Source organism: Rhodococcus sp. 05-339-2 (genome assembly GCF_002258965.1).
Lineage (GTDB): Bacteria > Actinomycetota > Actinomycetes > Mycobacteriales > Mycobacteriaceae > Rhodococcoides.
This window is the reverse complement of record NZ_NOYW01000018.1, coordinates 631,318-652,874: the sequence shown is the minus strand read 5'-3', so window position 1 is coordinate 652,874 and position 21,557 is coordinate 631,318. Positions and strand designations below refer to the sequence as shown.

The window sequence follows — 21,557 nt, the reverse complement described above, 5'->3', positions numbered from 1 at the left end:
CGTCCACCTGCGCTTTCTTCGCTATTGCTCTTCCGGGTCGTGCCACCGTCGAGGCGACCGAATCGACCGCGTTGAGCGGTCGGAGAGTGGAGGAATGGCGGACATGGCAACCAACCAGGAACTCGGTGCGCGCGGTGAGGAACTCGCGGTGCGTTATCTCGAGGACATCGGCCTGGATGTGGTCGAGCGGAACTGGCGGCATCGAACCGGTGAACTCGACATCATTGCGCGCGAGGGCGAGACAGTGGTGTTCGTCGAAGTGAAGACCCGATCGGGAATCGGTTACGGAACGCCCGCCGAAGCGGTGACGTACGCGAAACGGACTCGGATCAGAGGGCTCGCGCTGCGGTGGCTCTCTCTGCAGCAGGGACCGTGGGTGCAGATCCGCTTCGACGTGATCGCGATAGTGGTCGGTCCGCACGACGAACCGGTCGTCACGCACGTTCGGTCGGCATTCTGATGCCGCTCGGGAGAGCGCATTCGGTGGCGGTCAACGGGGTCGACGGTGTGCTGGTGGAAATCGAAGCAGATATCGGGCAGGGCCTGCCCGGTACGCATCTGGTCGGGTTGCCCGACACTGCTCTCAACGAATCGCGTGATCGCGTGAAAGCCGCCGTGAAGAATTCGGGTGGCACCTGGCCGGACAGTCGGGTGATTCTCGCGCTGTCACCCGCGACGTTGCCCAAGGGCGGATCGGTGTACGACCTTGCGCTCGCGTTGTCGGTTCTCGATGCCGCGAAGGCGATTCCGCGCGGATGCCTGTCCGACACCGTATTTCTGGGTGAGTTGGCACTCGATGGCAGGCTGCGCGCAGTTCGTGGGGTCCTGCCCGGGGTGCTCGCGGTCAAGAGTGCGGGGTGGCAGAGGGTGGTCGTTCCGCTGCAGTGCTTACCCGAGGCGGGTCTGGTGGACGGAATCGAGGTGCTGGGTGCGGGTTCGCTCGGGGACGTGGTGGCGTGGCTTCGTGGTGAGCAGGCCCTCGAGTCGCCCGTCCCGACCGAATGGCACGAGCAGGCCTACCCGGATCTCAGTGATGTCGCCGGACAGGCCGATGCGCGATGGGCCCTGGAAGTCGCCGCTGCGGGCGCGCATCACATCATGCTGACCGGGCCGCCGGGAATAGGAAAAACGATGCTCGCGCAACGGCTTCCGGGAATTCTCCCGCCGCTGACCGAATCGGAAGCGCTCGAAGTGACAGCCATTCACTCGGTGGCGGGTCTGTTGACCACGGCGCGGCCTCTGATCACGTCGCCGCCGTTCATCGCGCCACACCATTCGACCTCGGTGAGTGCCTTGGTCGGGGGCGGAACCGGAATGGCCAAACCGGGAGCGGTCAGCCGAGCACATCGGGGAGTCCTGTTCCTGGACGAGTGCGCCGAGATGAGCGTTCGGGTACTCGAGGCATTGCGTACTCCGTTGGAGGACGGTGAGATTCGCATTGCTCGCCGCGACGGTGTTGCCAGGTACCCGGCCAGATTTCAGTTGGTTCTCGCAGCCAATCCGTGCCCGTGTGCGCCGGCGCGACAAGTGGACTGTGTCTGCCCGCCCACAGCGCGGCGCAAGTATCTCGGCAAGCTGTCCGGGCCGTTGCTCGACCGTGTCGATCTGCGCATACAGATGATGGGTGTGGCGACGGGCGCACTGGTCGACGACGTGGGGGAGGGTACGAGCGAGATACGCGCACGCGTGACCGGGGCCAGGGACGCCGCTGCGGAGCGGTGGCGGGAGTTCGGGTGGAGGACCAATGCAGAGGTGCCGGGACCCGCTCTGCGCCAACGATTTCGATTGGCGCGCTCGACGCTCGCTCCGGTCGAGCGGGCGTTGCGCAACGGATCGCTCACCGCGCGCGGCGCAGACCGAGCCATTCGGGTGGCGTGGACGCTGAACGATCTCGCCGGCGGCGCGGTCCCCGGTGCCGACGAGGTAGGAGCCGCGTTGGACTTCAGGGACAGGGGAGTGGCATGACACACGACTCGCGACGACTGGCCTGGGCGTATCTCTCCCGCGTGGCGCAGGGCCCGCATCGACCGGTGGTCGATCATGCTGCAGCTCACGGTCCCGAATCGACGGCAGCAGCGGTGCGGGCCGGTGGGCTGGGGGAGCGGCTCGCGGTTCGCGCCCACCTCGACACTGCGGCAGCAGACCTCGATCACATCGCTGCGCTCGGAGGCCGATTGATCACCCCGGACGACGACGAGTGGCCGGCGTGGCGCTTCCTCGGATTCGACGGACCGGGTATGACCGCAGGGGTGGACACCTGTCCACCGATTGCATTGTGGGCGCTGGGAACTCGTCCGGTCGCTACGATCACAGAGCGATCGGTGTCCATCGTGGGGACACGCGCATCGAGTCCCTACGGTGATCATGTGACGGCGGAGATATCGTCCGATCTGGCGCTCGACGGCTGGACCGTCATCTCGGGAGCGGCTTTCGGCATCGATGCCGCGGCACATCGAGCGGCTCTCGGAGTCGAGGGGACGACGATGGCGGTACTCGCCTGTGGTGTCGATCGTGCGTATCCAGCGGGCCATTCGCGGCTGTTGCGGCAGATCGCTGCTCGCGGACTGGTTCTCAGCGAATATGCGCCGGGCACGACCCCGGCGAAGCATCGCTTCCTCGCTCGCAACAGGCTCGTCGCGGCACTCGGATCGGCTGTGGTGGTCGTCGAGGCCGGGTGGCGCAGCGGTGCACGCAACACGGCGGCGTGGGCAGCCAAACTAGGCCGTCCGGTGCTCGCGGTACCCGGTCCGGTCACCTCACCCACCTCGACGGGTTGTCATCGCATGATCCGAGAGGGCGAGGCCGTGCTCGTGTCGAGCTCTCACGACGTGGTCGCCGAGGCGGGCGCACTCGGGTCGCCCGAGGAGTCTCGGCCCGAGCTCTTTCGCGAGACCGATGCGCTCTCGGACACCGCCCTGTTGATCTACGACGCGTTGCCGGCGACCGGATCGTTGTCGAGTCGAGAGTTGTCCGAGCACTCCGGTGTGCCGCTGAGCAAGGTGCGTGCATCCCTGCCTGTACTGGAGATGGACGGATTCGTGGCCAGCGACGAGACCGGATGGTTCCGCGTGGTGCGTGGATGAGCGCACCACGACCTCGAGCCCGAACGGTAGGGTGTTAGGTAATGCTTAGTCGATGCATCGGGTATCGGCGTCGTTCGCTCGAAGAGGGGTCCGAAGTGCCACGCAAGAAAACCACCCTGTCCGTCCTGCGCACCGAAGCGCTCACCCCGCACATGCACCGGGTCTACCTGGGTGGGGCCAACTTCGACGATTTCGATGCGATCGACGAGACCGACGCCTACGTCAAGTTGTTCTTCGGGACCGACGACGAACCGATCATGCGCACATACACCGTTCGGTCGGTCGACACCGGCGCGCGGGAGATCGCCATAGATTTCGTGGTGCACGGCGACGAAGGAGTCGCCGGGCCGTGGGCCACTCGGGCGAAGCCGGGAGACGAGATGTCGTTCTACGGCCCGTCCGGTGGGTACGCCCCGCGCCCCGACGCGGACTGGCATCTGTTCGCCGGCGACGAATCGGCGATTCCGGCGATCTCGGCTGCCGTCGAGGCGCTTCCGGAAGACGCCGTCGCCAAGGTTTTCATCGAAGTTGCCGACCGGCACGACGAGATCTACATGGAGACGCTCGCCGTCGTGGATGTGACCTGGGTCCACCGAGGTGCGTCCTCGAACGAGGTCGGAGACGACCGGGCCGGAGACAATGCGCCGTTGATCGCAGCGGTGAAGGAAACGGAATGGCTGCCCGGGCAGGCGCAGGTCTTCGTGCACGGAGAAGCGCAGGCCGTCATGCACAACATCCGGCCCTACATCCGCAAGGAGCGGGGGGTCGGTGCCGAATGGGCCTCGATCTCGGGTTACTGGCGTCGCGGCCGAACCGAGGAGACGTTCCGAGTGTGGAAGCGCGAACTCGCACAGGCCGAATCCGCAGTCGACGCCTGATCCCACGACGAACCACCTCCGACGGCGTGTCCGGTTGTCGCCCGGCCTGCGGGCGCTCAAGCTGAGTCGATGACCGATTCGCTGCCGCCGCACCTCGAGATTCACGTCGAGGAATTCGCCGAGCACCTGCGACTCGGTCGAGAGCGATCGGAGCACACCATCCGGGCATACGTCTCCGATGCGCGTTCCTTGCTCGCGCACTTCGCGGAGTCCTCTCCGGATGCGAGCATCGCCGACCTCGACCTCCGCGCGGTGCGTTCGTGGTTGGCCACGCACTCTGCAGCCGGCTCGGCCAGAACGTCGATGGCGAGGCGAACCTCGTCGGCGAGGACCTTCGGGAAGTGGCTCGAGCGGGTGGGAGCGGTGACAGCAGCACCGGCGGAACGCCTGGCCGGCCCGGCCGGCCATCGCACATTGCCCGGTGTTCTTCGCCACAGCCAGGCGGCGCAGGCCTTGGCCGCTGCCGAATCGGGTGCCGCGGAGCTCGATCCCATCGCGCTGCGGGACAGGGCCATCGTGGAACTGCTGTACGCGACCGGAGTGCGGGTGGGGGAGCTGTGCGGCCTCGACGTCGACGACGTGGACACCGATCGCCGCCTGATCCGCGTCATCGGCAAGGGCAACAAGGAACGCTCGGCTCCGTACGGTGCGCCGGCGGCACATGCAATCGAGAACTGGCTGGTCAGCGGCAGACCCGAACTGGTCTGTGATCGATCCGGTGCGGCCCTGCTGCTGGGACGTCGAGGTGGACGGCTCGATCAACGGCAGGCCAGAACGGCGGTGCACGCGGTACTCGAGACCGTCCCCGGTGGTCCCAGCCTCGGTCCGCACGGCCTACGTCACACCGCGGCAACTCACCTCCTCGAGGGAGGAGCCGATCTGAGAGTGGTGCAGGAGCTGCTCGGTCACGCGTCGTTGGCGACCACCCAGATCTACACTCACGTGTCGGTCGAACGGTTGCGGGCCGTGCACGATCAGGCGCATCCCCGAGCCTGAGCCGAGCGTCGGCGGCACAACGTTTGGTAGCGTCGTGTCCGACTGACGACACCGAATACGGGGGACCGTGGACCGCGACCGACCGCAAGGTACTTCGGAGACGTGGTCCATGCATGTCCGTAACGGCTCTTCCGCCGACCGACGGAGTCCCGACGGTCGGTCGGACGACGCACGCGACACCGGCGACAGGCCCGTATCGTCGGATTCGATGTCTGCACCTCGCTCGACTCCTCGGCAGCCACCACCGTGGCAGACGCCCGACTCGGGCGACCGGCAGCCCCTGCCGCCGCGGTACAACCCTCCCGTGCCGCTCGAGCCCGGGCCACCGCCGGTGCAGCCGGACCGGTATCTGCCGGCGCCGCCGTACACCGAGGATGCTCGAGCGCAGCCCGATCGATGGTCGCCGCAACCGTGGTCGGGAGCGCCCAACGCCTACCGCCCCAACAGTCAGGAGCTGGGCGCGGATTCGTTGCTCAAGCGCCCCAAGCGAGCGTCGAGCTCGGGCTGGCGGCGCGGGGTGCACCGGCTCACGGGCGGGGTCATCAGCCCCGGAGAATCGACGGCCGAAGAGCGGTACCGAAACCAGGTCGAACGCATTCGGCAGCCGGTGCTCGGCGACTACCGGATCGCGTTCCTCTCGCTCAAGGGTGGTGTCGGCAAGACAACGACCACGCTGGGCCTCGGCTCGACTTTCGCTTCCCTGCGCGGAGATTGCGTCATCGCTGTCGACGCAAATCCCGACTTCGGCACTCTGGGGGAGCGAGTTCCGCGTCAGACGTCGTCGACCGTGCGAGATCTGCTGGCCGCGGCACCGCACATTCGTCGCTACTCCGACATCCGCGAGCACACCTCGCAGGCACCGAGTCGACTCGAGGTGTTGGCCGGCGAACGTGACCCCGCCGCGTCGGAGATGTTCGGCGAGCAGGACTACCGCGCCGTCATCGACATGCTGCAGGTGTACTACAACCTGATCCTGACCGATTGCGGTACCGGGATCATGCACTCGGCGATGAACGGGGTGCTGCAACTGGCGAACGCGCTGGTTCTGGTCAGCTCGCCTGCGGTCGACGGTGCTCGCAGTGCTGCCGCGACGCTGGACTGGCTGGAGCTGCACGGCTACGGCCATCTGGTCGAGCGCACCGTGGTGGTGATCAGCTCGGTTCGCCCGGGTTCGTCGGCGGTGGACATGAACTTGTTGCAGCAGCACTTCCTCGAGCGCTGTCGCGCCGTGCTGGTGGTTCCGTTCGACGAACACCTCGCAGAGGGAGCCGTGGTCGATCTGGACCAGTTGCGCCCCCAGACTCGAAGCGCGTTCGTCGAACTCGCTGCCATGGTGGCCGACGACTTTCCCGCGGCGTCCGGCAGACACTCCGGCCCACAGCGCTGACGATCATCTGCCGTCCTCGTCGAGCGGTTTCAACCTGATCGGACTCACGCGCACCAACGCCGTGGGATCGAGATACTCGCGGCCACGTCTGACGCCCCAGTGCAGGCACGTCGACGGACAGCTCTCGTGCCCCGACGCCAACGAACCCAGCACGGTCCCTCGCCGAACACGCGCGCCGGCGGCAACCGAGGCCACCACCGGTTCGTACGTCGATCTCAGTCCGCCCGGATGATCCACCGATACGACGGGCTTTCCCGCGACCGACCCGGCGAACACCACGGTGCCGTCGGCGACGGCCAGTACCGATCGGCCTTCCGGTGCGGCGAGGTCGACACCGCGATGGCCGGGCAGCCAATTCTGTTCCGGGCGGTCGAAGGGGGTGACGACCTGCGGCCTCGGCTGCAGCGGCCAGGCGAATGTGCCCTGCTGTGCCGATGCGACCGGCGTCGAGAGTGCAACCGCGGTCGCGAGGCACACCGCGAAAGTGCGGCGCGGGAGGCAGACGTTCACCCGTCGACCATCTCCTGGATCGGGCCGACCGAACGACCGTGGAGGAGATTTGTGGACAAGGGATTTCTTTGTCCACAGGTCTCGGAAACTCTTGACAGACGGGCCTGGTTATGACGGGGGCGATGGCAGGTCTACACTCGTACTGCGGCCTGTGCGTGCACGGGTCGACTTCGCGCGTCCGCTTCCATCGCATCGTCTGCCTTGCGCAGAATCGACGATACGAGAACCGGTTGTCGGCGGTCCCGAGATCTTCGTGATGTCGGGTCCGGCAACTTCAGCGGCCGCCAGGGCAGAGGTCACCGACACTCTGCGTCAACCGCACCATCGAAAGAGAGTTCTTCAGCCATGGCTGTAGTAACAATGAAGCAGCTGCTCGACAGCGGCACACACTTCGGACACCAGACCCGTCGCTGGAACCCGAAGATGAAGCGATTCATCTTCACCGACCGCAACGGCATCTACATCATCGACTTGCAGCAGACTCTGACCTTCATCGACAAGGCCTACGAGTTCGTCAAGGAGACCGTCGCCCACGGTGGCACGGTTCTGTTCGTCGGTACCAAGAAGCAGGCGCAGGAGTCCATCGCCGCTGAAGCAACTCGCGTGGGTATGCCCTACGTGAACCAGCGCTGGCTCGGTGGCATGCTCACCAACTTCCAGACGGTCCACAAGCGTCTGCTCCGCCTCAAGGAGCTCGAGGCCATGGAGCAGACCGGTGGCTTCGAGGGTCGCACCAAGAAGGAAATCCTCATGCTCACGCGTGAGATGACCAAGCTGGACCGCACCCTCGGTGGCATCCGGGACATGGCCAAGGTTCCCTCGGCCATCTGGATCGTCGACACCAACAAGGAGCACATCGCCGTCGGCGAGGCGCGCAAGCTGAAGATCCCGGTCATCGCGATCCTCGACACCAACTGCGATCCCGACGTGGTCGACTACCCGATCCCGGGCAACGACGACGCCATTCGTTCCGCAGCGCTGCTGACCAAGGTCGTTGCATCCGCAGTGGCCGAGGGTGTGCAGGCCCGCGCGGGTCAGAACACCGCGTCCGACGCCAAGCCCGAGGTCGGCGCAGGCGAGCCCCTCGCCGAGTGGGAGCTCGAGCAGCTCGCACAGGCATCACCGGCAGCCGACGCTCCCGCAGCGGACGCCCCGGCAGCAGAGGCTCCGGCCGCCGACGCACCGGCAGCAGAAGAAGCACCGGCTGCAGAAGAAGCACCGGCCGCTCAGGCTTGATCGAATTCGGTCCCGGTTCACCCTCAGGGGTGGGCCGGGGCCGCTTCGGTATGTCAGGGTTGTGATCGGTCCGGCTCCGTTGCGAGCTCGTCGATCACGCCCTGAGAACAGCATTTTTCGTCAACGCCCGTACCCAGACTTTTGAGGAGGCTCGCCCACGATGGCGAACTACACTGCCGCCGACGTCAAGCGGCTCCGTGAGCTCACCGGCTCCGGAATGATGGACTGCAAGAACGCGCTCGCCGAGAACGACGGCGACTACGACAAGGCCGTCGAGTACCTGCGTATCAAGGGTGCCAAGGACGTCGGCAAGCGCGCCGAGCGCAACACCGCCGAAGGCCTCGTCGTCGCCGAGGGTGGAGTGCTCGTGGAGATCAACTCCGAAACCGACTTCGTGGCCAAGAACGACGAGTTCCAGACGTTCGCCGCGTCCGTCGCGTCGACGGCTGCAGCAGGCAAGCCTGCCGACGTCGACGCCCTCAAGGCGCTCGACCTGAACGGCAAGACCGTCGAAACGGCTCTGAACGAGCTGTCGGCCAAGATCGGCGAGAAGCTCGAACTGCGCCGCGTCGTGTCCTACGACGGCAACACCGCGACGTACCTGCACAAGCGCAGCGCGGACCTGCCGCCTGCCGTCGGCGTGCTGGTCGAGTACACCGGTGACGGCGATGCCGCGGGCGATGCTGCGCGTGCCGCCGCGATGCAGATCGCGGCCCTCAAGGCCAAGTACGTCACGCGCGACGAGGTCCCCGAGGATCTCGTTGCCGCCGAGCGTCGCATCGCCGAGGAGACCGCTCGCGAAGAAGGCAAGCCGGAGCAGGCGCTGCCGAAGATCGTCGAAGGTCGCGTCAACGGATTCTTCAAGGACGTCGTTCTCACCGAGCAGAAGTCGGTGCAGGACGGCAACAAGACCGTCAAGGCCATTCTCGACGAGGCCGGCGTGACCATCACGCGCTTCTCACGGTTCGAGGTCGGTGCCAGCTAGTCTGCGTACCGGTTCGGTCGAGGCGATGCCGTTCATTCGATTCCATCGAGTGGGCGGCATCGCTCGTGCGCGGGGCAGGTGGGTGTGCATGCAGGAGCCCTGTCCATCGCCCGGGCCTCGATAGGGCAGGATGATCCAAGAGGAAACCGTAGTGTTCGACGAGTACCGAGGAGAGCTATGACCGATCCGGCCCCTGACCGTCCCGGGTTCCGCCGCGTGATGCTCAAACTGGGTGGGGAGATGTTCGGAGGCGGCCAGGTCGGTCTCGATCCGGATGTCGTGAACAACGTTGCCGAACAGATCGCCGAGGTGGTGGCCACCGGGGTTCAGGTCGCCGTGGTGATCGGTGGTGGCAATTTCTTCCGTGGTGCGGAACTGCAGCAGCGCGGCATGGACCGGTCTCGCTCGGACTACATGGGCATGCTCGGTACCGTCATGAATTGTCTTGCGCTGCAGGACTTTCTGGAGAAGCAGGGCGTCGCCACCAGGGTGCAGACGGCGATCACGATGGGTCAGGTCGCCGAGCCGTACCTTCCGCTTCGCGCGCGACGGCACCTGGAGAAGGGGCGCGTGGTGATCTTCGGAGCCGGCATGGGCATGCCGTACTTCTCCACCGACACCACCGCTGCGCAGCGTGCCCTGGAAATCGGTGCCGAGGTGTTGTTGATGGCCAAGGCAGTCGACGGCGTGTACTCGGCCGATCCGCGCCTCGATCCCGATGCGACGATGTTCGACACCATCACGCATCGCGAGGCCATCGAACAGGGACTCAAGGTTGCCGACGCGACGGCCTTCAGTCTGTGCATGGACAATCAGATGCCGATGCTGGTGTTCAATTTGCTGATTCAGGGAAATATCGCTCGCGCTGTGTCCGGTGAGAAGATCGGCACGCTGGTCACGTCGTGATCGTTGCCGACGGTGACGCGAGCGAATCGAAGACGAAGACGATGGAGGACAGATCGTGATTGACGAAGCTCTCTTCGATGCCGAAGAGAAGATGGAAAAGGCCGTATCGGTTGCGCGTGACGATCTGTCCTCGATTCGCACCGGACGTGCCAACCCCGGAATGTTCTCTCGCATCGTCATCGAGTACTACGGTGCTCCGACGCCGATCACTCAGCTGGCCAGTATCAGCGTCCCCGAAGCGCGCCTGGTGGTCATCAAGCCGTACGAGTCCAGCCAGCTCGGACCCATCGAGACCGCTATTCGCAACTCCGACCTCGGCGTCAATCCCACCAACGACGGCAACCTCATTCGGATCGGAGTTCCGCAGCTCACGGAAGAACGTCGCCGCGAATTCGTCAAGCAGGCCAAGGGCAAGGGCGAGGACGCAAAGGTGTCGATTCGCAACGTCCGCCGAAAGACGATGGAAGAGCTCAAGCGGATCCAGAAGGACGGCGAGGCAGGCGAGGACGAGGTCGTCCGCGCCGAGAACGATCTGGACAAGACCACTGCGAAGTACACCGCCTCCGTGGACGAACTCGTCAAGCGCAAAGAGGGCGAGCTGATGGAGGTCTGACTCGACCTCGACAGCTGCTTTTTCGAGACGGACGACGATGAATTTCGAGGAGATGACGACAGTGGTGGGACCGGATCGGCAGGAGGGCAGCGGTACGCCCGCTGCCTCGTCCGGTGTCGCCGCAGCGAAGTCCGCCGGGAAAGCCGGCCGTAATCTGCCTGCCGCGATCGGCGTCGGCGGCAGTTTGGGTATCGGGTTGATTCTCGTGCTCGTGTTCGTCCCGCTGGTGTGGATCGGGGTCGTTGCGGTTGCGTTGGCCGTCGCGACGTACGAGGTGTCCAAGCGCCTGCGTGAGGGCGGTGTGCTGGTTCCGCGCATCCCACTGATTCTCGGCGGGCAGGCCATGATCTGGCTGGGCTGGCCGTTCGGGGCGGTCGGCGTACTCAGTGCCGCGGTCGGAACCGTCGTGGTCTGCATGGTGTGGCTGCTGCTGCGCCAAGGATTCGGCACAGCACCGAAGAACTACCTCGAAGAACTCTCCGTGACCGTCCTGGTGGCCTGTTGGCTGCCACTCCTGGCCTCGTTCGCCGTTCTGATGGTGCTGCAGGACAACGGGGCAGGACGCATCCTGGTGTTCGTGATCGGAGTCGTCTGTTCGGATGTCGGCGGTTACATCGCCGGTGTGTTGTTCGGCAAGCACCCGATGGCACCGGCCATCAGCCCGAAGAAGTCCTGGGAAGGGCTCGTCGGGTCTCTCATCTTCTGCATCATCGGGTGTCTGCTGACCGTCACGCTCATTCTCGAGGCCAACTCGCTGATCGGCATCCTTCTCGGTGTGGTGCTCGTGGTGACCGGCACGTTGGGCGATCTGATCGAGTCGCAGGTCAAGCGTGATCTTCGCATCAAGGACATGGGCACGCTGCTGCCCGGCCACGGCGGCATCATGGACAGGCTCGATTCGCTGCTGCCCTCGGCGTTCGTGGCATGGCTCGTGTTCACCGTGCTCCTCTGAGCGGACTGCTGTCCGGCGTGCGCAGTGATGTCACCGGGGTGATTCCCAGCCCGAACATCTGGAATTGGCCGCACCTGTACGAGGCGGAGAATCGCGCTCAGGACGTCGACGGTGCTGTGTTCGATGCGATCAGGTCGGTAGCGGACTGGACAGCGAGGACGGTCGTCGACGTCGGTTGCGGAAGCGGCTTTCATCTTCCGGTGTTCGCGGCCGACGCCGAACGGGTGCTGGGCATCGAGCCGCACGAACCACTTGCCGACGCGGCGAGAAGGCGAGTCGCGGGCCTGCAGAACGTCGAGGTGAAGACCGCGCGGGCGGATTCACTCCCGATCGGCGACGGCACCGTGGACGTCGTCCATGCGCGCACCGCGTACTTCTTCGGACCAGGCTGTGGGCCGGGAATCGTCGACGCCATGCGAGTACTCCGGCCGGGCGGAGCGCTGGTCGTGGTGGATCTGGACGCGACCGCGTCGCCGTACGGGGACTGGATGCGGGCGGATCTACCGCACTACGCCCCGTCGACGGTCGAGGCGTTCTTCGAAGCACAGGGTTTCGCGCTCACCCGCGTCGACACGAGGTGGACGTTTCCGAACCGACGCATACTGCGCGACGTGCTGGGAATCGAGTTCGGGCCACGCGTTGCGCGCGATGCGGTGAAGTCGGTGGACGGTGTCTCGTTCGACGTGCGGTATCGAGTGCACGTCCGATACAAGCCGACCGGAATCGAGGTGCGGTAACGAGCCGGTCGGATTCGGCCGAAGCACCTCGACCGCGGGCGTTGTCAGGAAGCGGCGGAGATCCCGAAGATCTCGGCCAACTCGTTGATCTTGAGTGCTTTCGCCAGACGCGGAAGGTCGCTTCCGTCCTTGACGTGCGCTCCGTCGGCACCGAGGGCATCGATGACGTCACGGGCCCACGACACATCCGTCGGTGACGGGGCGAGCTCGCGGTTGACGATGGCAGCCTGCTCCGAATGCATGCACAACTTGCCCGTCATGCCCATGGACAGGGTCAGTGCGGCATCGCGTCCGAGGATGCTGTCGTTGGCCGTCAGCGTCGGTCCGTCGATCGGTCCCGGAATGCGCGCTGCGCGTGAGGAGACGACCAGGCGCGAACGCGGGTACGCCATCGCCAGGGGGTCGTCACTCATGCCGGTGTCGCGGCGGAAGTCCCCGCTACCGAATGCGAGTCGGAACGTCGAATCCGCGCGGGCGATCTCCGTGGCGGCTTCGAGGCCCATCGCCGACTCCACCAGTGCCAGGATCGGGGTGCCGGGTGCCAGGCGAGCAGCTGTGGCCTCGACCTGGCCACCACTCTCTGTCTTCGCGAGCATGACTCCGACCAGTCCGGGCAGGCCGGACAACGCGGCGAGATCGTCGGCCCAGTACGAGGTCGTGGCGTCGTTGATGCGGACCCACGCCGAGTTACCTTCACCGAGCCATCGAACGACGGCCTCGCGCGCGGCCGGCTTCTTGGCCGGAGCGACTGCGTCTTCGATGTCGAGGATGACTGCGTCGACTCCCGACGCGACGGCGTCGCCGAAGGTTTCGGGCTTGGTGGCCGGTACGAGCAGCCAGGACCGTGCGCGGTCGGGGGCAACGCCGGATGCCACGGGTGTCTCCATGAAAGTTGTCACGTCATGCTCCTCGAGTGAAGTGGGGCACCCGAAATCCTGATCGATTCAGTCGATCAGCGCCACCTTCTGTGCATAGTGTTCACGGTCCGTGCCGCTACTTCTTCTTCGCTGCGCGTCTGACCTGAAGGATTCGCGCTCCGCCGACCATCGCCATCACCAGTGCGCCTGCGATCGCTGCGAGCAGCATGCTGATGCCCAGTGGCAGATCGAGCTGCCAGGCGAAGATCTGGACGGTGACGGAGTCGAGATTCTGCACGATGAAGACGAGCAGAACGACGAGGACAACGGCTCCGACCACCAGGCCGGTCCACAGCGCAGCGGTGCGGGTGTGAGCGACGTCGGTCGAAGTGCTTGCCTGTGGCTCCGGGGCGAACTCCGGATCCGGTGCCGAACGACCGTCCGAATCCGGCGTCGTGATGGGCGCGAGGTCACCCGAGGCGCTGTGGTCGCCGGGATGAACCGCGCCTGATTTGTCCAGCGATGTCTCGTGACTGTCGTCAGCTCTGGTGGCCATGTCGATGATCCTTCCGCACGTGAAGGCCGAATGCACGCGCATCCGGCCACGACCTCGATACCCATCGGATAACGGACGGAAACCGGCGCGAATAGGACTGCGAGGCAAACGGGTGGACAATGGAGGTATGAGTGAGGCCCCCGACGCAACGAACACATCGACCGAGCAGAAGAGGCCGAATCTCCCCCTGGTCTTCACCGCCCCACGTCGCGGTATGCCGTCGCGCCACCTCGCCGATCTGGACAGAGAGGGATTGCGCGAGGCCGTGAAGGCACTCGGCCTGCCTGCGTTCCGTGCCGATCAATTGGCTCGGCACTACTACGGCCGGCTCGAAGCCGACACGACGAAGATGACGGATTTTCCCGCCGAGGCGCGAGAGAAGGTCGGAGCCGACCTTTTTCCAACTTTGCTCACGGCGATCAAACATCTGGCGTGTGACGACGGTGACACCCGCAAGACCCTGTGGAAAGCCAACGACGGCACTCTGCTCGAGAGCGTCCTCATGCGTTACCCGGACCGCGCGACGCTGTGCATCTCGAGCCAGGCCGGTTGCGGAATGGCCTGCCCGTTCTGTGCCACCGGTCAGGCCGGTCTGACCCGGAACCTGTCGACGGCCGAGATCGTGGACCAGGTGCGGTCGGCGGCCGCGGACATGCGCGACGGTGTTGTCCCCGGTGGGGAGGGTCGTCTGTCGAACGTGGTCTTCATGGGGATGGGCGAGCCCCTGGCCAACTACAAACGCGTCGTCGCCGCAGTGCGCAAGATCGTCTCGCCTGCACCCGACGGGCTCGGCCTCTCGCAGCGCTCGGTGACGGTGTCGACGGTCGGTCTGGCACCGGCGATTCGGAAGCTGGCCGACGAAGGGCTGTCGGTGACGTTGGCGGTATCGCTGCACACACCCGACGACGAACTCCGCGACACGTTGGTTCCCGTCAACAACCGTTGGTCGGTTGCCGAGGTGCTGTCCGCAGCGCGGTATTACGCCGACCAGACGGGACGACGGGTGTCCATCGAATACGCGATGATCCGAGACGTCAACGATCAGCCGTGGCGGGCCGACATGCTGGGAAAGAAGCTGCACAAGGCACTCGGATCCCGGGTCCACGTGAACCTGATCCCACTGAATCCGACTCCGGGCAGCGAGTGGGACGCCAGCCCGAAGCCGGTGGAGCGAGAATTCGTTCGACGGGTGATTGCCCAGGGTGTTTCGTGCACCGTCCGCGACACCCGCGGTCAGGAAATCGCCGCGGCGTGCGGTCAGCTGGCAGCCGAGAACTGAATCGGTTGCTAGCGGGGCTTGCGGCGGACGATCACATCTCGCACGACGAGCCCGACCAGCGTGGCAGCGAATCCGATCAACCACAGATCCTCGACCTTGCCGGTGTGGTTTCCGATCATCATGAACAGCAGGAACGCGGCGACGACGAGGGCGGCCACGCGCATCGCGCGGTTCGATTCACCACTCCAACCCCACTCGGCGGACGGCACGTCCGGCACCTCGTTGCGGGTATCGACGACCGGGTCGTACGAAGCGGATTCCAGTTCGGTATTTGCCACCGGTCGGTCCTCTCGGGTGATGAATTCTCGAAGTCGCTGTTCACGAGGCGTCGAGCCTGCCGCGTTCGGACAATATTGGCATACGACCGTCCGTCGTAGCCATCAGGGTTGCGCGCTCACTCGGCGAGACTGCCGAGTTCGGTGAGAGACTGCGGCGGTGACGTCCGAGCGCCTTCCGCATCCGTTGACCCAGTTTCCGCTGAGCTACCCACGAGACATGGTGGGGTACGGCCGCACGCCGCCGCATGCGCAGTGGCCGGGTCAGGCCAACATCGCCGTCCAGTTCGTCCTCAACTACGAGGAAGGTGCCGAGAACAACGTCCTCGACGGTGACACCAAGTCCGAGACGTTCCTGTCGGAAATGATCGGGGCACAAGCCTTTCCGAATCGCCACATGAGCATGGAATCGCTGTACGAGTACGGCTCGAGGGCAGGCGTATGGCGAGTGCTGCGGGCGTTCGAGAAGAGAGACCTACCCCTGACGGTCTTCGCCGTTGCGAAAGCCATGGAACGAAACCCGGAAGTGGTCGCCGCCCTGGCCGAAATGGGCCACGAGATCGCCTGTCACGGACTGCGGTGGCTGTCCTACCAGCAGATCGACGCGAACGTCGAGCGCGAGCACATGGCCGAGGCCGTGGCCATCCTCCGGGGCCTCACCGGATCGGCCCCGCTCGGGTGGTACACCGGTCGTGACTCTCCGAACACCCGGTCGCTCGTGGTCGAGCACGGCGGATTCGTGTACGACTCGGATTCCTACGCCGACGATCTTCCGTACTGGGAGAAGGTGACTCGCGGCTCGGACGTGGTCGATCATCTGGTGGTGCCGTACACCCTCGACACCAACGACATGAGGTTCGCCTCGCCGGGCGGCTTCTCGACCGGGGACGAGTTCTACGCGCATCTGCGGGACGCGTTCGACGTGCTCTACGCCGAGGGGGAGAACGGCAGTCCCAAGATGCTCTCGGTCGGACTGCACTGCAGGCTGGTCGGCAGGCCGGCGCGTATCGCCGCCCTCGAACGTTTCCTCGACCACGTTCAGTCCCACGAGAAAGTATGGGTCGCAAAACGAATAGACATCGCCGAGCACTGGCGCGCGGTGCACCCACCCGTGTCCTGATGGAGGTCTCGGGTCAGTGCGGCGACCGACACTGCGTTTCCAACGCACTCAGGTAGCGATCGGTGAACAGGGCCTGGACCCGCCTGCCCACCGGTCCGCCGAGCTTGGTGTACCAGCGGCCCGGGTTCGAGAACGCGGTGATCTGCGCGGAGACGGTCCCGTCCTCGGGGGAGTAGTCGACGTGGAACAGCTCCTCGCCGGATTCGGGATGGCCGTCGAGTGTGCCGTAGGCGAAGCCCTGACGGTTGGCCTCGTCGATGACGTAGACGACCCGGCACGGGATGCGGACGGGCCCGAGTCCGAGAACGACCACGGCGTCGGGGACGGCGTGGTCGACGCTGGAGTGAACCTTCAGTCCGGCGCCGCGATGCATGTCCCAGCGCATCAGCGCGTCGGCCGCGGCCACGAAGTCCTCGACTCCGGATCCGATGACCCGTGACGTCTCGACGTGGTGGTAGCCGGCCGGGAGCCTGCCGCTCGTCGCCCCCACATCGGCGTAGTTGAACGGTGCCGCGCGATACTTCGAGACGTCCATGCCCTCCAGCGTGCCAGCTACGGCGACGCATAGGGGTTTCTCAGCCTCGGTAGGCAACAATGGACCGGTGCCAGACCATCGTGAGCGAACGACCTCCTCGGATCGTGCCGAGCCGATTCGTGTGTTGCTGTTGGGGAGCACCGGCTCGATCGGAACCCAAGCGCTCGACGTCATCGCCGCCGACCCCGACCGTTTCGTCGTCGTCGGTCTTGCGGCGGGCGGCGGAAACATCGCCCTCCTTCGCCGTCAGATCGCCGAGACCGGTGTTCGACGTGTCGCTGTGGCCGACCCCGCCGCTGCCGCCGAGCTCGACTTCCCCGGGGTGCTGAGTGGGCCCGGTGCGGTGACCGAGCTCGTCGAGTCGACGCAGGCCGATGTGGTGCTCAACGCGTTGGTGGGCTCGCTCGGTCTCGAACCGACGTTGGCGGCGCTGAAGACCGGCGCTCGGCTGGCGTTGGCCAACAAGGAATCGCTGGTGGCAGGCGGCGAACTCGTACTCGCTGCCGCCGCGCCGGGTCAGATCGTTCCGGTGGACTCGGAGCATTCGGCGCTGGCGCAGTGCCTGCGCAGTGGCCACCGGAGCGAAGTGGATCGCCTGATCCTCACCGCATCGGGTGGACCGTTCCGGGGCTGGAGCGAAGCGGAACTGAAGTCGGTGACCCCTGCTCAGGCCGCAGCTCATCCCACCTGGTCGATGGGCCCGATGAACACGTTGAACTCGGCAACTCTCGTCAACAAGGGCCTCGAGCTGATCGAGGCGCATCTGCTGTTCGGGGTGCCCTACGAGAAGATCGACGTCACGGTGCATCGGCAATCCATCGTCCATTCGATGGTCACGTTCGTGGACGGATCCACCATCGCGCAGGCCAGCCCGCCGGACATGAAGCTGCCGATCGGGTTGGCGCTCGGATGGCCGGATCGAGTGCCCGACGTCGCGCGCGCACTCGATTTCACTGCAGCGTTCTCCTGGGACTTCGAGCCACTGGACGATCGAGTCTTCCCCGCCGTACAGCTGGCCCGCGAGGCCGGAATCATGGGCGGGTGCATGACTGCGGTGTACAACGCGTCCAACGAGATCGCCGCCGACGCATTCCTGTCCGGTCGCATCGAATTCCCCGAGATCGTGCACACGGTGCGGTCGGTTCTGAACGACGGCGGCGGGGACTGGTCGGCGGTGCCGACTACCGTGGACGACGTCCTCGCAGCGGATTCCTGGGCTCGCGCACACGCGCGTGAGCTTCTGAAACAGAAGGGCTTCTAGACTCACATGCTGTTCGCTCTGGGTGTGGTGCTGTTCGCCGTCGGCATCGGTGTGTCGATCGCGCTGCACGAGGCGGGACACATGTGGACCGCGAAAGCGCTCGGCATGAAGGTCCGCCGCTACTACATCGGCTTCGGCCCCAAGATCTTCTCCTTCCGACGCGGCGAGACCGAGTACGGGCTCAAGGCGATCCCCGCCGGCGGATTCTGTGACATCGCCGGAATGACGGCGATCGACGAGCTCGCACCGGACGAGGTCGAGCGGGCGATGTACCGCCAGAAGACGTGGAAGCGCATCGTCGTGATGGTCGGCGGTATCGCGATGAACTTCGTGCTCGGCATCGTGTTGGTCTACGCCCTGGTACTCGGCTGGGGCACGCCGGATCGGGTGACGCCGCCGACCGTTCGGGTCAGTGACGTCGTGTGTATCGCGCCGACACAGTCCGAGGACGGGGAACTCGCGCCGTGCTCGGGAGCCAGCCCGGCTCAGCAAGCGGGGCTCCGCACGGGCGACGTGGTCACCGCGGTGAACGGTGTACCGGCTCAGTACTGGTCCGAGGTCGTCGAGGCCGTGCAGGCGTCGTCGGGATCGGTCGATCTGACGGTCGAGCGGAACGGAGCGTCGATCGACCTGACGATTCCCGTGACCGAGGTGCAGCGTTACGTCACCGACCCGGATACCGGAGCCAAGGAGTCGACGACGGTCGGCGCGGTCGGGGTCAGCGGCTCTACGATCGCCCCTCCACCCATTCGATACAACCCGATCGAGGCGGTCCCCGAGACGTTCGCCTTCACCGGAGAGATCTTCGTCCAGACCGGTAAGGCTCTCGTGCAGCTGCCGACGAAGGTGGAGGCCCTGTGGGAGTCGATCTTCGGCGGCGAGCGTGGACTGGACACTCCGATGAGTGTCGTCGGTGCCAGTGTCATCGGCGGTCAGGCTGCCGAGACGAACAACTGGGCGACGTTCGTCGGACTGCTCGCGTCGTTGAACTTCTTCCTCGGAGCGTTCAACATCGTGCCGTTGCTGCCGCTCGACGGTGGCCATATCGCGGTGACCGTGTACGAGCGGATCCGCAACATCTTCCGCAACCGTCGCGGCCTGCCCGACGGTGCGCCGGTGGACTACATGAAGCTCATGCCGGTCACCTACGTGGTGATCGTCGTTTTCATCGGGTTCTCCTTGTTGACACTCACGGCGGACATCGTCAACCCGATTCAATTGTTCTAAGTAGACTCGACAGTCGTAGCTAGGAAAGAAGGCCACTGTGTCCGTGTCAGTCGGATTGGGAATGCCGGCACCGCCGGTTCCAGTACTCGCGCCGCGTCGAAAGACCAGGCAGCTCCAGGTCGGGTCGGTGGGAGTGGGAAGCGACAGCCCCATCTCGGTGCAGTCGATGTGCACCACCAAGACCCACGACATCAACGCCACGCTGCAGCAGATCGCAGAGCTGACGGCGTCCGGCTGCGACATCGTCCGTGTGGCATGCCCCACACAGGAGGACGCGGACGCGCTGTCGATCATCGCCAGGAAGAGTCAGATCCCGGTGATCGCCGACATCCACTTCCAGCCCAAGTACATCTTCGCGGCGATCGACGCCGGTTGCGCCGCGGTGCGCGTCAACCCGGGAAACATCAAGGAATTCGACGGCCGCGTCAAGGAGGTCGCGAAGGCGGCCGGTGACGCGAACATTCCTATTCGTATCGGCGTCAACGCCGGATCGCTGGACCCTCGGCTGATGAAGAAGTACGGCAAGGCGACGCCGGAGGCGCTCGTGGAGTCCGCGCTGTGGGAGGCGGGCCTGTTCGAGGAACACGGATTCGGGGACATCAAGATCTCCGTCAAGCACAACGACCCGGTCGTCATGGTCGCTGCCTACGAGCAGCTCGCTGCACAGTGTGACTACCCGCTGCATCTCGGCGTGACCGAAGCCGGGCCGGCGTTCCAGGGCACCATCAAATCCTCGGTGGCGTTCGGTGCCCTGCTGTCCAGGGGAATCGGCGACACCATCCGCGTCTCCCTGTCGGCACCGCCCGCCGAGGAGATCAAGGTGGGCAACCAGATTCTGCAGTCGCTCAACCTGCGTCCCCGCAAGCTCGAAATCGTCTCCTGCCCGTCGTGTGGGCGGGCACAGGTGGACGTGTACACCCTTGCCGACGAGGTCACCGCAGGCCTGGAGGGCATGGAGATTCCGCTGCGCGTCGCCGTCATGGGCTGCGTCGTCAACGGTCCGGGAGAGGCGCGCGATGCCGACCTCGGCGTGGCATCGGGCAACGGCAAGGGCCAGATCTTCGTCAAGGGCAAGGTCATCAAGACCGTGCCCGAGGCGCAGATCGTCGAGACCTTGATCGAGGAAGCAATGCGCATCGCCGAGGAATTCGACAAGGATGAGACCGCAGACGGTGGCGCACCGGTCGTGACCGTCAGCTGAGCGGGTTCGACCGGTTCGGTGTCCGGTTTGCCGCTCTGCCACCGGCGGAACGGGTTCTCTGGAATGATTCGGTACACGCTCGGTCGGTGTGTATGCGGTAGGTGGTCAGGAGGTCGGTAGGTGCTCAAGCTCCTCGGTGCGAAGCCTCTCGGTAATCGGGATGTTGCGCACGTCCTGCGGGTGCTCGACGCCGACCCGGTCGCCACCTGCATGGTTGCCGCTCGGGTGCAGGAATCCGGGCTGGATCCGAGGTCGTTCCACGGTGAGATGTGGAGCCGAGGTGGACCGGACGAGTCGTTGTGTTTCTACGGTGCCAACCTGGTTCCTCTGCTCGGATCCGGCGACGATCTGCGCTCGTTCGCCGATCGCGCGTGCCGCGGCCCGCGGCTGTGTTCGTCACTGGTCGGTCGAGCCGAACTGACATTGCCGTTGTGGGAGATGCTCGAGACCGACTGGGGCCCGGCCCGTGAGGTTCGCGATGAGCAGCCGTTGCTGGCCACGTCGGTTCGATCGTCGATCACGCCCGATCCGCACGTACGCCTCGTTCGTCCCGAGGAACTGGACGTGTATCTGAGTGCGGCAGTGGCGATGTTCATCGAGGAAGTGGGCGTCGACCCGAGACAGAACGACGGCGGCCGTGGATACCGGCGACGGATCTCGAGTCTCATTGCCGCGCAGCGTGCGTGGGCTCGATTCGAGGACGGTCGGGTGGTGTTCAAGGCCGAGATCGGATCGCAGTCGGCGACGGTGGGTCAGATCCAGGGGGTGTGGGTTCATCCCGATCGGCGCGGGCACGGCCTCGGCGCGTCCGGTACCGCAGCGGTGGTGAACTCGGTGGTCCGCCAGGGCCGCACCGCGAGCCTGTACGTCAACAGTTTCAACTACGTCGCCCGGCGCGCATACGCGAAGATCGGCCTGACCCAGGTGGCGACCTTCACGACGGTCCTCCTCGACTGACTCCGA

Annotated in this window: 23 protein-coding genes; 18 read left to right on the top strand and 5 right to left on the bottom strand. The window is 65.4% G+C overall.

Features of this window, described 5'->3' with window-relative positions; genetic code table 11:
* Nucleotides 1-103 precede the first annotated feature (103 nt).
* From CH273_RS20770 to CH273_RS20745, 6 genes are all read left to right on the top strand, one after another.
* A complete protein-coding gene (locus tag CH273_RS20770) occupies nucleotides 104-460 on the top strand; it encodes a YraN family protein (RefSeq protein WP_032398354.1) in 357 nt (118 codons plus the stop codon).
* The gene (locus tag CH273_RS20765) at nucleotides 460-1,965 is read left to right on the top strand and encodes a YifB family Mg chelatase-like AAA ATPase (RefSeq protein WP_032397801.1); all 1,506 of its coding nucleotides are present in this window, start codon (nucleotides 460-462) and stop codon (nucleotides 1,963-1,965) included. Before CH273_RS20770 ends, CH273_RS20765 begins: the two co-directional genes overlap by 1 nt.
* Nucleotides 1,962-3,083: a DNA-processing protein DprA gene (dprA, locus tag CH273_RS20760; RefSeq protein WP_032397802.1), complete on the top strand. Its 1,122-nt coding sequence runs from the start codon at nucleotides 1,962-1,964 to the stop codon at nucleotides 3,081-3,083. The genes CH273_RS20765 and dprA overlap by 4 nt, the downstream gene beginning before the upstream one ends.
* A 95-nt stretch (nucleotides 3,084-3,178) precedes the next feature.
* Nucleotides 3,179-3,961 (top strand): siderophore-interacting protein, encoded by a 783-nt coding sequence (locus CH273_RS20755; protein WP_032397803.1) that lies wholly within the window; start codon nucleotides 3,179-3,181, stop codon nucleotides 3,959-3,961.
* A 69-nt stretch (nucleotides 3,962-4,030) separates the two neighbouring features.
* The gene (locus CH273_RS20750) at nucleotides 4,031-4,957 is read left to right on the top strand and encodes a tyrosine recombinase XerC (RefSeq protein ID WP_032397804.1); all 927 of its coding nucleotides are present in this window, start codon (nucleotides 4,031-4,033) and stop codon (nucleotides 4,955-4,957) included.
* 208 nt (nucleotides 4,958-5,165) lie between these two features.
* On the top strand, nucleotides 5,166-6,344 hold the full coding sequence (locus CH273_RS20745) for a MinD/ParA family ATP-binding protein (protein ID WP_306436896.1): 1,179 nt from the start codon (nucleotides 5,166-5,168) through the stop codon (nucleotides 6,342-6,344).
* A 3-nt stretch (nucleotides 6,345-6,347) separates the two neighbouring features.
* On the opposite strand, the gene CH273_RS20740 is transcribed toward CH273_RS20745, so the two are convergent.
* The gene (locus CH273_RS20740) at nucleotides 6,348-6,854 is read right to left on the bottom strand and encodes a M23 family metallopeptidase (RefSeq protein WP_032397805.1); all 507 of its coding nucleotides are present in this window, start codon (nucleotides 6,852-6,854) and stop codon (nucleotides 6,348-6,350) included.
* Nucleotides 6,855-7,199: 345 nt separating this feature from the next.
* Between CH273_RS20740 and rpsB the strand changes: the two genes are divergently transcribed.
* From rpsB to CH273_RS20710, 6 genes are all read left to right on the top strand, one after another.
* A complete protein-coding gene (gene rpsB / locus CH273_RS20735; protein ID WP_032397806.1) occupies nucleotides 7,200-8,090 on the top strand; it encodes a 30S ribosomal protein S2 in 891 nt (296 codons plus the stop codon).
* Nucleotides 8,091-8,250: 160 nt separating this feature from the next.
* The gene (tsf, locus tag CH273_RS20730; RefSeq protein ID WP_032397807.1) at nucleotides 8,251-9,075 is read left to right on the top strand and encodes a translation elongation factor Ts; all 825 of its coding nucleotides are present in this window, start codon (nucleotides 8,251-8,253) and stop codon (nucleotides 9,073-9,075) included.
* 177 nt (nucleotides 9,076-9,252) lie between these two features.
* Nucleotides 9,253-9,981 carry a UMP kinase gene (pyrH, locus tag CH273_RS20725; RefSeq protein WP_032397808.1) on the top strand — a complete coding sequence of 243 codons (729 nt, stop codon included), beginning with the start codon at nucleotides 9,253-9,255 and terminating at the stop codon, nucleotides 9,979-9,981.
* Nucleotides 9,982-10,036: 55 nt separating this feature from the next.
* Nucleotides 10,037-10,594 (top strand): ribosome recycling factor, encoded by a 558-nt coding sequence (frr, locus tag CH273_RS20720; protein WP_032397809.1) that lies wholly within the window; start codon nucleotides 10,037-10,039, stop codon nucleotides 10,592-10,594.
* Nucleotides 10,595-10,646: 52 nt separating this feature from the next.
* Nucleotides 10,647-11,546 carry a phosphatidate cytidylyltransferase gene (locus CH273_RS20715; protein ID WP_052050459.1) on the top strand — a complete coding sequence of 300 codons (900 nt, stop codon included), beginning with the start codon at nucleotides 10,647-10,649 and terminating at the stop codon, nucleotides 11,544-11,546.
* 38 nt (nucleotides 11,547-11,584) lie between these two features.
* A complete protein-coding gene (locus CH273_RS20710; RefSeq protein ID WP_032398356.1) occupies nucleotides 11,585-12,283 on the top strand; it encodes a class I SAM-dependent methyltransferase in 699 nt (232 codons plus the stop codon).
* 44 nt (nucleotides 12,284-12,327) lie between these two features.
* Here the strand turns inward: CH273_RS20710 and CH273_RS20705 are convergent, their stop codons facing one another.
* Nucleotides 12,328-13,170, bottom strand: coding sequence for an HpcH/HpaI aldolase/citrate lyase family protein (locus CH273_RS20705; RefSeq protein ID WP_032397811.1), 843 nt, complete (start codon nucleotides 13,168-13,170; stop codon nucleotides 12,328-12,330).
* 106 nt (nucleotides 13,171-13,276) lie between these two features.
* Nucleotides 13,277-13,696 carry a LapA family protein gene (locus CH273_RS20700; RefSeq protein WP_032398357.1) on the bottom strand — a complete coding sequence of 140 codons (420 nt, stop codon included), beginning with the start codon at nucleotides 13,694-13,696 and terminating at the stop codon, nucleotides 13,277-13,279.
* Between the two features lie 127 nt (nucleotides 13,697-13,823).
* Here CH273_RS20700 and rlmN point away from each other — a divergent pair, with 127 nt between their 5' ends.
* Entirely contained in the window at nucleotides 13,824-14,975 is a 1,152-nt protein-coding gene (gene rlmN, locus CH273_RS20695) for a dual-specificity RNA methyltransferase RlmN (RefSeq protein ID WP_052050297.1), read from the top strand.
* Nucleotides 14,976-14,983: 8 nt separating this feature from the next.
* Here rlmN and CH273_RS20690 read toward each other — a convergent pair whose 3' ends face one another.
* Nucleotides 14,984-15,253, bottom strand: a complete 270-nt coding sequence (locus CH273_RS20690; RefSeq protein WP_032397812.1) for a DUF2631 domain-containing protein — start codon at nucleotides 15,251-15,253, stop codon at nucleotides 14,984-14,986.
* A 217-nt stretch (nucleotides 15,254-15,470) separates the two neighbouring features.
* Here CH273_RS20690 and puuE point away from each other — a divergent pair, with 217 nt between their 5' ends.
* The gene (gene puuE, locus CH273_RS20685) at nucleotides 15,471-16,370 is read left to right on the top strand and encodes an allantoinase PuuE (protein WP_032398359.1); all 900 of its coding nucleotides are present in this window, start codon (nucleotides 15,471-15,473) and stop codon (nucleotides 16,368-16,370) included.
* Between the two features lie 13 nt (nucleotides 16,371-16,383).
* Here puuE and CH273_RS20680 read toward each other — a convergent pair whose 3' ends face one another.
* Nucleotides 16,384-16,905, bottom strand: coding sequence for a DUF1990 family protein (locus CH273_RS20680; protein ID WP_032397813.1), 522 nt, complete (start codon nucleotides 16,903-16,905; stop codon nucleotides 16,384-16,386).
* Between CH273_RS20680 and dxr the strand changes: the two genes are divergently transcribed.
* The 4 genes from dxr to CH273_RS20660 all read left to right on the top strand — a co-directional run bounded on the left by dxr (nucleotide 16,904) and on the right by CH273_RS20660 (nucleotide 21,551).
* Nucleotides 16,904-18,166: a 1-deoxy-D-xylulose-5-phosphate reductoisomerase gene (gene dxr / locus CH273_RS20675; RefSeq protein ID WP_442981394.1), complete on the top strand. Its 1,263-nt coding sequence runs from the start codon at nucleotides 16,904-16,906 to the stop codon at nucleotides 18,164-18,166. The genes CH273_RS20680 and dxr overlap by 2 nt on opposite strands.
* 6 nt (nucleotides 18,167-18,172) lie before the next feature.
* Entirely contained in the window at nucleotides 18,173-19,393 is a 1,221-nt protein-coding gene (locus tag CH273_RS20670; RefSeq protein ID WP_032397814.1) for a M50 family metallopeptidase, read from the top strand.
* A 37-nt stretch (nucleotides 19,394-19,430) separates the two neighbouring features.
* Entirely contained in the window at nucleotides 19,431-20,594 is a 1,164-nt protein-coding gene (gene ispG, locus CH273_RS20665; RefSeq protein ID WP_176459303.1) for a flavodoxin-dependent (E)-4-hydroxy-3-methylbut-2-enyl-diphosphate synthase, read from the top strand.
* A gap of 120 nt (nucleotides 20,595-20,714) precedes the next feature.
* On the top strand, nucleotides 20,715-21,551 hold the full coding sequence (locus tag CH273_RS20660; RefSeq protein WP_032397815.1) for a GNAT family N-acetyltransferase: 837 nt from the start codon (nucleotides 20,715-20,717) through the stop codon (nucleotides 21,549-21,551).
* Nucleotides 21,552-21,557 lie beyond the last annotated feature (6 nt).